Source organism: Enterobacter sp. Sphag1F, from assembly GCF_014193275.1.
In the GTDB taxonomy this organism is placed as follows: domain Bacteria; phylum Pseudomonadota; class Gammaproteobacteria; order Enterobacterales; family Enterobacteriaceae; genus Pantoea; species Pantoea symbiotica.
Map to the genome: position 1 here is coordinate 1 of NZ_JACHZD010000013.1, position 9,563 is coordinate 9,563.

Sequence of the window (9,563 nt, forward strand, 5' to 3'; positions counted from 1 at the left end):
TGACCCCATGCCGAACTCAGAAGTGAAACGCCGTAGCGCCGATGGTAGTGTGGGGTCTCCCCATGCGAGAGTAGGGAACTGCCAGGCATCAAACAAGTGAAGAAGCCCCGAACGAGAGTTCGGGGCTTTTTTACGTCTTTATATAGCTGTTTAAAGTCAGTAGTTAACTGAATCTGCATGAAAATCAGCAAAAAATTGCACTAAAAACTCCCTTTTAGTCACATTTTGTAATCCAGGAATCGAGACTACTCCTGCAACCAGTTAATAGATGCTTTACTGAATCCTTTGGCGTTAATTCTTCGCAAGGAAAAGAGGTAAGCATGACTGACTCACAACAACAAAAAGTGGCACTATCTGAAACGGCAGCCGACAGTAAAAAACGCATCTGGGCGATTGTTGGCGCTTCTTCCGGCAATTTAGTCGAATGGTTTGATTTCTACGTCTACTCCTTCTTCTCCCTCTATTTTGCCCACGTCTTCTTCCCAAGCGGTGATACCACCACCCAATTGCTGCAAACTGCCGGCGTCTTCGCTGCTGGTTTTCTAATGCGTCCGATAGGTGGATGGCTATTTGGCTACATCGCTGATCGTCATGGCCGCAAAGCTTCAATGCTGATCTCAGTGTGCATGATGTGTCTGGGATCATTAGTGATCGCTTGTCTACCTGGCTACGGCGAAATAGGCCTGGCCGCACCCGTAATTCTATTGCTGGCGCGTATGTTTCAGGGATTATCGGTTGGTGGGGAATACGGTACCAGCGCCACTTATATGAGCGAAGTAGCACTGGAAGGACGAAAAGGATTTTATGCCTCATTCCAGTATGTGACGCTCATTGGCGGCCAACTATTGGCGGTGCTGACCGTCGTCGTCTTGCAGCAGATTCTTAGCGATGAAGAACTCCGCAGTTGGGGCTGGCGTATCCCATTCTTCCTCTGGGCGGCGCTGGCCGTCGTGGCTTTGTGGTTGCGTCGTTCACTCAACGAAACCTCAGAGAAAAAACATCGCGAACATCGTGATGCCGGCAGTATTACGGGATTACTGCGCAATCATACTCGTGCGTTTCTAATGGTGCTGGGCTTTACCGCAGGCGGTTCGCTGAGCTTCTATACCTTCACGACCTACATGCAAAAATATCTGGTGAACACCGCCGGGATGGATGCGCGCAGTGCGAGTGGATTAATGACCGGTTGCTTATTGGTGTTTATGTTGATTCAGCCAATTGTTGGCGCACTGTCAGATAAAATCGGTCGTCGCGCCTCAATGATGATTTTCGGTGCCGGTGCAGCAATCTGCACGGTTCCGATTCTGATCATGCTGCAAAATGTGCAGAGCAGTTGGCTGGCATTCGCTTTGATCATGTTGGCGCTGATCATCACCAGTTTCTACACCGCGATCAGTGGAATCCTGAAAGCCGAGATGTTCCCGCCAGAAGTCCGGGCGCTGGGCGTTGGGCTTTCCTATGCGGTGGCGAATGCTATTTTTGGTGGGTCGGCAGAATACGTAGCCTTGCTGCTGAAAAGAGAAGGTATTGAAACCAGCTTCTTCTGGTATGTTTCGGCGATGGGCGCTTTAGCATTTCTGGTATCGCTGATGCTGCATCGCAAAGGAAAGGGGATTGCGCTGTAGCTACTGGCTGAGATTCCACAGCGCGATGCCGCTGGCGGCACCGGCGACATCCCAGCTAAGATCTTTCCAACTCCAGCCGCTTCCTGCTGAGCGGCTGTCATATAATTCTTTCCCCACACCAAAACTCAACGAAAACAGAAAGCCGAAACGCAAATTCTGCCCGTGGCTGTGATTTTGATGCTGGGAAATTTCGCTACCAGCGGCAGCCAGAACAGCGGAAGAGAAGTAGTGTTGTGCTTTGTCTTTGCCGGTCCAGTTATCCTGGGCGACATGCGCACATCCACTACACAGCAAAACCACGTAGAGGATGAGCGCACGCATCGGCTAGAGCAGACGGCTAATCAAACGATCGATGCGGATACGGCGCAGGCGACGGATCAGCTTGCGCACCTTCGCTGGATAATCGGAGATACTTTCCAGCTCGCGAAAATGCTGCACCACGGAAGTATGCTCACGAATCAGCGCCAACTCTTTTTCACGCTGTTCGGCCAATTGATTCAGTGGATCGTGAATTAGCACCGCATTCTCCAGATCCAGTCGCCACGCGCGCGGATTGAGATTATTACCGGTGATCATCATCCATTCATCATCCACCCAAATGCCTTTCAGGTGATAACTGTTCTCGCCATCTTTCCACAAGCGCACCGTCAGCTGACCGTTATTGACGTAATACTGCAAACGGCTAAGGAAGCGACGCAGGTTGATCTCATAAAGATAAGGCAGCGCGCCGATAATCTTAAACGGCTGTTCTGGCGGGATGTAGAAGTCATTGGCCGTTTTGTCGCCAATGATGATCTCAACCTCTTTGCCCTGACGCAGTAAATGAATCAGGTTACGCACCAGAATAGCTGGCAGGTTGAAATAAGGCGTGCACAACGTCAGCTTGCGCTCGGCGCAAGGCATCAAATGGAAAATGGTTTTATTCAGTAGACTGCGTTTGCCCAGGCCAACCAGCGGCGTGACGGCAAGTGACTCATTATCTGCATTGCCGGTAAACTGATAGTTAAAGCTGCGCAGTTCCTGACGGAATTGACGCGTTTCGTTCTTAATTTCCGGGCTGGAAGGGCGCTCAGTTTTATCGAGGCGATTAACCGCATCGGATTCTTTGAGATTTTCGCAGATCCACGCATACATGGTATCGGTAAGCTGTGGATTGCGGATCAGCTGATAGCGGTCATAACGGTATTTATCATGCTGATGCAGATAGACATCGTTCAGGCTCGCGCCGCTGTAGAGCAGCGTATCATCAATGATAAACCCTTTTAAATGCAGCACGCCGAGCGCTTCACGGGTGTTAACCGGAATGCCGTAAACCGGAATAGCGATATCCGGATGCTGAGCCGCCATTTCGCAATACCAGTCAGCATTGGTCACGCCGCGGGCGGCGCCAATGCGACCACGCTGCGCACGATGCCAGTCAACCAGAATACAGACATCCAGCTCCGGACGTGCCTGACGCGCTGCGTACAGCGCCTGCATTATTCCCCGCCCGCCGTCATCATTTTCAAGATACAGCGCGGTAATACAGATACGCTTTTCTGCTGCGGCAATTTTCGTCAGCAGGGTTTCGCGAAACTCGGCAGGCGAGTAAAGCGTCGTCAGATCCGACACGGATTGTGACAGTTTAGGCAGCTGTGCGAGGTGTTGTTGGTGTTTATTACGTTTAAATTTAGACAACATCACAGTGCACTTCTTCTCTGTTCATTGCATGGCCTTTTGCCATCAAATCATGATCCTAACGGTAAATAATACCATCAACCGGCCTGTAGAGGAGGACTTTTACCTTTCTGTACAGGTTAGCTGATGACATCACCAAGCGGCAAATTCAGGCTGACAATGCCATCATCCAGTTGAATATTCACGCGAAAATTGAGTTTTCGCGCCAGCGTAATCATGCCGCTATTGTTTGGCATGGTGATACCGTTCAATTGTTGCAGGCCATGATCGCGCGTATAGCGAATCATCTTCTCCAACAAGCGCCTGCCCATGCCCAAGCCTTTCAGGTCAGATCGCACCAGCACCGAGAATTCAGCATCGATATTGTCGGCATCGGAGATCGCGCGCGTTACGCCAATGATCTCATCGACGCCATTGTGCTGGCGTACGGCGACAATCGCCATTTCGCGGTCATAATCGATTTGCGTCATATTCGCCAAATCTTCATGAGTAAATTCATTGATTTCACTGAAGTAACGATAGTAGAGATCTTCTTTAGTTACCTGAGCAATAAACGCGCGCAGCTGCGGTTCATCTTCCGGCAGGATGGGGCGGAACAGGCAATATTGCCCATCTTTCAGTTGAACCTGCTCTTCAAGATGGTGCGGATAAGGACGTATCGCCAGGCGCGCTTCGTTGTCACCGTTGAAAGGTGCCAGCTGCAGCGTCACATCCAGCAGCGTGAATTCATCGGCCGATGCCAGCAGCGGATGAATATCCAGGCGCTGAATTTCCGGACAATCGACCACCAGGTTGGAAACCTGCACTAACAGCTGGCTCAGCCCGGTGATATCCAGCGGTCGTAACGCGCTACGGCTGCGTACTTTGCCGCTTTTCATTGCCTGAATCACCAGATAGCGCGCCAGCGTCATATTCAGCGGTGGCAAAGCCACGGCAGCTTGCTTGTCTGGCTGCCACTCCACGCCGCCTTCACCCAGCAGGATAATCGGGCCAAACAGCGGATCCTGTTCGACCACCACGCGTAACTCCTGCGCCCCGGCGCGGTTCGCCATACTCTGCACCAGCAGGCCATCGATATGCGCTTGTGGATGGGTTTCGCGCACACGATCGAAAATGGCTTCAGCTGCTTGTTCCACTTCTGCGGCGCTACGCAGATACAGCATTACGCCTTGTACCTCGGACTTATGCGGAATGTCCGGCGAACGCAGCTTGAGCGCCACCGGATAACCAATCTGATCGGCGATGCTGGCAGCAGCGGCACTGTCGCTGGCAATCCAGGTGGGCAGCGTTGCCAGACCGTAAGCCTGCAACACCGGCTGAACTTCATGGGTATCCAGCGTGGTAATGCCTTTATCCAGCGCTTGTTGAATCAGCTGATGCGCCTGCGCACTGTTCTGCGTCAAACCGATCGGCAGCGCGGGCGTCTCACGCAGTTGCTTCTGGTTGCGGCGATATTCCACCTGATGCATGAACGCGGTGACGGTGCCTTCCGGCGTGCGCCAGGTGGGAATGCCGGCCTGAGTGAAAGCGCGGCGCGCGGCCTGCGAGGAGTATTCGCCGCACCAGTTAGTCAGTAGCGTGACCTGCTTGCCGCGCGGATGTTTGGCAACCGCAGCGATAATCTGCTCGGCGGTTTCGCTGGAGGGCGAAACGGCGCTTGGCGCATGAATGATCATCAGTGCATCGAGTTCATGGCTATCCAGCAGCCGTTCAATACAGGCGACATAGCGCGCGGGTGTCGCGTCATCTTTCAAATCGAGCGGATTGCCGCGCCCAACGCCTTCCGGCAGCAGTGCGGCCAGCGCCTGCAACGTTTCATCACTCAACGTCGCCAGCTTACCGTTACGTGCATACAGTTCATCCAATGCCAGCGCCGCCGGGGCCGCGCCGTTGCTGATGATCATCAGGCGATCGCCGCGCAGTGGACGCATATGGCTCAGCGACTCAACCGCCGTAAACAGCTCGTGCGTATCCTGCACGCGCAGCAAACCGGCGCGCTGAATCGCCGCATCCCAGGCAGCATCCAGTCCGCTGTGGGTGCCGATCATCGCTTGCGCCTGATGGCTGCGGCCACTTTTTATCACCAGAATCGGTTTGTTGCGTGAGGCGCTGCGCGAAGCGGAAACAAAGCGGCGCGCATCGCTGAGGTGTTCGAGGTAGAGCAGAATAGCGCTGGTTTTGCCGTCACGCGCGAGAAAATCCAGTAGATCATCAACGTCGATATCCAGGCTATCGCCTAACGCGATAAACCAGGAGAAACCGAGATTACGCTGCTGCGCCCAATCGAGGATGGTGTTAGAGACCGCTGCGGATTGCGAAATAAAAGCAATGCGACCTTTAGCAATCGGCACCGGCGAGAAGCTGGCATTCAATCCTTGCCAAGGTGCCAGCAAACCTAAGCTATTGGGCCCGAGCAGGCGAATTTGCCATTGGCTCGCACAGGCTTTCAGCTCTTCCAGCTGGCTGGACGGCGCCGAGAGAATAATGCAGGCCTTACAGCCTTTTTCGCCCAGTTGCTGCAGCAGGTCGAGATTACGTTTGGCGTGGGTACAGATGATGGCGAGATCGGGTGCGAAGGGCAGGCTGGCGATATCGGGCCAGGCCAGCACGCCGCTCACCGCCTTATACTTCGGCGTTACCGGCAATACCGGACCACTAAATCCACCGGCCAGCAGATTACGCATCATAAAGTAGCCGGCGCGGCCCGGTGTGATTGATGCACCGATTACCGCGATTGATCTAGGTCGTAACAGCGCTTCCAGTCCGCGTTGGCTCATCATCCGCTCCTGCTATCAAGATTGGCATGATTGTAAACGCTTTTTACCGCGCTTGCCGATTCGCCGATCGCAGGCTGAGGATCTCTTTCAAATCCCAGCGTTTTAAATGGCCGACGTACTGCATATTTTGCTGCGTCTGCCAGGCAGAGACATCACCGTCACGTAAATGCAGTAAATCCGCCGGGCTGACCCAATTGGCTTGTCCCTGCAACAGTTCAATACCTGCGTGGCGATAGCCCGCCAATACAAATTCGGAGCAGAAAAAACGATTGGCTTGGGGGTCATCAACATCAGCCAACTGCAAGCGCGCAAGCGCGGTTAAACAGGTACTGCGCACTTCTTCATTGACGAGCGGCAGTTCACACAAGCGGCGTGACACCATAAACGGCATAAACATCACGATGCCCTTGAAGTTGTACTTTTTGCCTTGCTGTAAATCAGCAAACTCACGCAAGCGCAGCATCTGATCGCTGGTCATGCCCGGTACGCGGAGCACCAGCAGATTATTGCTTTCATCTATAGCATGATTGAGCGGGATGATTTTAACGCCACTACCTACCGCTTCCGCGACCTGTTCATCGCCAAGATAAATCGCCGCATGGCTTACGCCGGTCAGGGTAAACAGGCGAATGCCCCAGGATTGAGGTGACGTGGCAGATGAGAGCAACAGATCGCCGGGCAACAAGTCGCTGGATGAAATCAGAATAGTAGGTCGCGTGCTGGCTGATTGCAGCTGCGGCGGAAAAGTGCGATCGGGTTGTGGGGCGGTGCTGCAGCCGGTGAGCAGCAGCATGAGCAGCCAGAAGATTTTCATCGTGCATCCTTTGCAAGTAAGGCCAACTCCGTGGCGATGCGAGACTATAAATCAAATTAGCAGGTTACAAAAGAAGCAAATCCTTAAAGGACATTTTCGAGGCTATGCACCGGATGATGCGGTTTTCCCGCCAGATAAGCATGACGGAAGCGTGCGAAATAGTGCTGTAACTCGGCGGCGGCGGCGAGGTCGCCCGCCTGTTCCAGCAGCGCGGCAGCCACTTCGGCGGTGCAGTGCTGGCCTTCGCCGTGGGCTTCGCGCAGCGTGTAGCGCGAAGGCGCAGAAACGTTCAGCGACATCACCGGCAACGCATCCAGCCACGGGCTTTTGCGGAACATCTTGCGCGCTTCAGTCCAGGTGCCGTCGAGCATAATAAACAGCGGCGGCTTACCGGAGAGCGGCGGGCTGGTGAGCACTTCACGATCGGCATCGGCGTAAGACGCGGGGAAAACCACCAGCGGCTGATAAAGCTCATTCTTCACCGCTGCCAGCAGTGCGGCATCCGGCTCGGTGCGTGACCAGCCAAACGCCTCGGTGTCCGGCAGAACATCGGCGATTAATCTTCCGGTATTACTCGGCTTCATCGGCTCGGTATCGAACATCACCAGGCAGAAGCGGCTACGCGCTTGCTGTGGCTGGATGGTGGCGCACAGACAGTTTTTCTGCGGCAGCAGGCAGCGCTGGCAACGTATGACACGATTACCGCGCGCAAGAAACGGGCGCGTGGCGCGCGCTAAACGTTGCGCACGTAAGCGCAGAACGGCATTTTCAAACATAGGTTCGCAGGCAGGATAAAAAACGCCAGTGTAATGGAATTAGCCGGGAAAGGTAATAAGGAAGGCCAGCACGCGGCTGGCCATCAGCGATTTACAACGATTCGTCGAGCCACTCGTTGAAGGGCGCTTTCGGCATTGCGCCATTCAGCATGTCGACCATCTCGCCGTTCTTGAACAGCATAATCGTAGGGATGCTGCGAATGCGGAAACGCGAGCTCAGCGCAGGTTCGGCTTCGGTATTCACTTTCACAAAGCGTACCTTGCCGCGGCGCTCGTCTGCGACATCTTTAAACACCGGTGCGAAGTTAACGCACGGGCCGCACCACGGCGCCCAGAAGTCGATCACCACCGGCAGATCGTCTTGCAGATACTTATCCAGCGTGGCGGCCGTCGCGTTGGCGATTTCACCGTTGAACAGCTCACCGCCGCAGCGACCGCATTTTGCTCCATCGGCAATGCGCGACTCGGGCACGCGGTTGGTTGCCTGACAGGAGGCACAAACTGTATTCATATTTACCTCAACCCGGACCTGTAAATCTGATGATTGCCGGACATTATGAAAAGGTTGAGTGCTATGCTCAATCTGGATTGCCCAATAGGTTCAATAGTTGATAGCTAAGCACCGACACATCAGGTAATCTTCGCGCTCTCAATGCTGGAGGAACAGATGAACGACGAATTTAAAGGCAAAAGCGGCAAGGTAAAAGTGATGTACGTACGTGATGAGGATGGCGGTCAAAAGCCGAATCCCCGTACCGGCAAAGGCGGCCGTCCTGCTGCGCGCCAGGAAGATAATCGTCGTTCTGGTCCTCGCAGCGGTGCACGTAATAATGAAGAAGGTGGCCGTAGCGGCGCACGCAGCTCGGCACCGCGCGGTGCGAGCAATACCGAGCGCGGACGCAGCTTTGGTCGTCGTGACGATCGTGGTGACGACAACCGCAGCTTCGGTGATTCGCCGTGGCGCACCGTTTCTCGTCCACCGGTTGCCGATGACAGTCAACTGGATGAGGCCGCGAACAAGCCGGTGATCGATCCAGAGCAGATTCGCCGTCAGCGTCAGGAAGAGACGCGCGTCTACGGTGAAAATGCCTGTCAGGCGCTGTTCCTGAGCCGTCCGGAAAGCATCGTGCGCGCCTGGTTTATTCAGAGCGTAACACCGCGTTTCCGCGAAACCCTGCGCTGGCTGGCGGCCAACCGCAAAGCCTATCACGTGGTTGAAGATGCTGAGCTGACCAAAGCCTCAGGTACCGAACATCACGGCGGCGTGTGCTTCATCATTAAAAAACGCATGGGCATGCCGGTTACCGAGTGGCTGACAAAGGCACCGACCAAAGATTGCGTGCTGGCGCTGGAAGATGTCAGCAACCCGCACAACCTTGGCGGCATTATGCGTAGCTGCGCGCACTTCGGTGTGAAAGGTTTGCTGGTGAATGATGCTTCGCTGCTGGAATCGGGTGCGGCAGTACGTACCGCCGAAGGTGGCGCTGAGCACGTACAGGCAATCAGCGGCGAAAGCTTTGCCGATGGCCTGGAAGCGTTCCGTAAAGCGGGTTACACCATCGTTACCACCTCAAGCCACGAAGGCACACCGCTGGCGAAAGCCGAGCTGCCTGCCAAAATGGTGCTGGTGTTGGGTCAGGAGAGCGAAGGTCTGTCAGACAGCGCTTTCCAGCAGGGCGATCTCAGCCTGTCGATTGGTGGCACCGGCAACGTTGAAAGTCTCAACGTGTCCGTGGCGACCGGTATTCTGCTCGCCGAATGGTGGCGTCAGAACGCATAAAAAAACGGGCCGTAAGGCCTAATGCCGATCAGTTAAGGATCAGTTGAACGATCCAGTGGCTGTGTAAGAATCCGGGAACGTTTCGTTTCCGGATTTTTTTATGCAGCTCCGTCA

The 9,563-nt window shown here is 54.5% G+C and carries 8 protein-coding genes and 1 rRNA gene; 3 read left to right on the forward strand and 6 right to left on the reverse strand.

The features are described 5' to 3' along the window. Both rrf and FHW71_RS23830 read left to right on the forward strand, forming a co-directional pair. Positions 1 to 87: ribosomal RNA gene (gene rrf, locus FHW71_RS23825) — 5S ribosomal RNA — on the forward strand; the annotation flags it as partial. Between the two features lie 233 nt (positions 88 to 320). Next, entirely contained in the window at positions 321 to 1,625 is a 1,305-nt protein-coding gene (locus FHW71_RS23830; RefSeq protein ID WP_179453242.1) for an MFS family transporter, read from the forward strand. Here FHW71_RS23830 and FHW71_RS23835 read toward each other — a convergent pair whose 3' ends face one another. From FHW71_RS23835 to trxC, 6 genes are all read right to left on the reverse strand, one after another. Next, on the reverse strand, positions 1,626 to 1,946 hold the full coding sequence (locus FHW71_RS23835) for a YfiM family lipoprotein (protein WP_154155557.1): 321 nt from the start codon (positions 1,944 to 1,946) through the stop codon (positions 1,626 to 1,628). A gap of 3 nt (positions 1,947 to 1,949) precedes the next feature. Next, positions 1,950 to 3,305: a CDP-diacylglycerol--serine O-phosphatidyltransferase gene (gene pssA, locus FHW71_RS23840; RefSeq protein WP_179453247.1), complete on the reverse strand. Its 1,356-nt coding sequence runs from the start codon at positions 3,303 to 3,305 to the stop codon at positions 1,950 to 1,952. Between the two features lie 116 nt (positions 3,306 to 3,421). Beyond that, the gene (locus tag FHW71_RS23845; protein WP_179453243.1) at positions 3,422 to 6,079 is read right to left on the reverse strand and encodes a bifunctional acetate--CoA ligase family protein/GNAT family N-acetyltransferase; all 2,658 of its coding nucleotides are present in this window, start codon (positions 6,077 to 6,079) and stop codon (positions 3,422 to 3,424) included. A 43-nt stretch (positions 6,080 to 6,122) separates the two neighbouring features. Continuing rightward, positions 6,123 to 6,893: a YaeF family permuted papain-like enzyme gene (locus tag FHW71_RS23850; RefSeq protein WP_179453244.1), complete on the reverse strand. Its 771-nt coding sequence runs from the start codon at positions 6,891 to 6,893 to the stop codon at positions 6,123 to 6,125. A gap of 83 nt (positions 6,894 to 6,976) precedes the next feature. Beyond that, positions 6,977 to 7,669: a tRNA-uridine aminocarboxypropyltransferase gene (locus tag FHW71_RS23855; RefSeq protein WP_179453245.1), complete on the reverse strand. Its 693-nt coding sequence runs from the start codon at positions 7,667 to 7,669 to the stop codon at positions 6,977 to 6,979. 91 nt (positions 7,670 to 7,760) lie between these two features. Beyond that, positions 7,761 to 8,180 carry a thioredoxin TrxC gene (gene trxC / locus FHW71_RS23860; RefSeq protein ID WP_008101648.1) on the reverse strand — a complete coding sequence of 140 codons (420 nt, stop codon included), beginning with the start codon at positions 8,178 to 8,180 and terminating at the stop codon, positions 7,761 to 7,763. Between the two features lie 156 nt (positions 8,181 to 8,336). Between trxC and FHW71_RS23865 the strand changes: the two genes are divergently transcribed. Then, positions 8,337 to 9,449 (forward strand): tRNA/rRNA methyltransferase, encoded by a 1,113-nt coding sequence (locus tag FHW71_RS23865; RefSeq protein ID WP_179453246.1) that lies wholly within the window; start codon positions 8,337 to 8,339, stop codon positions 9,447 to 9,449. Positions 9,450 to 9,563 lie beyond the last annotated feature (114 nt).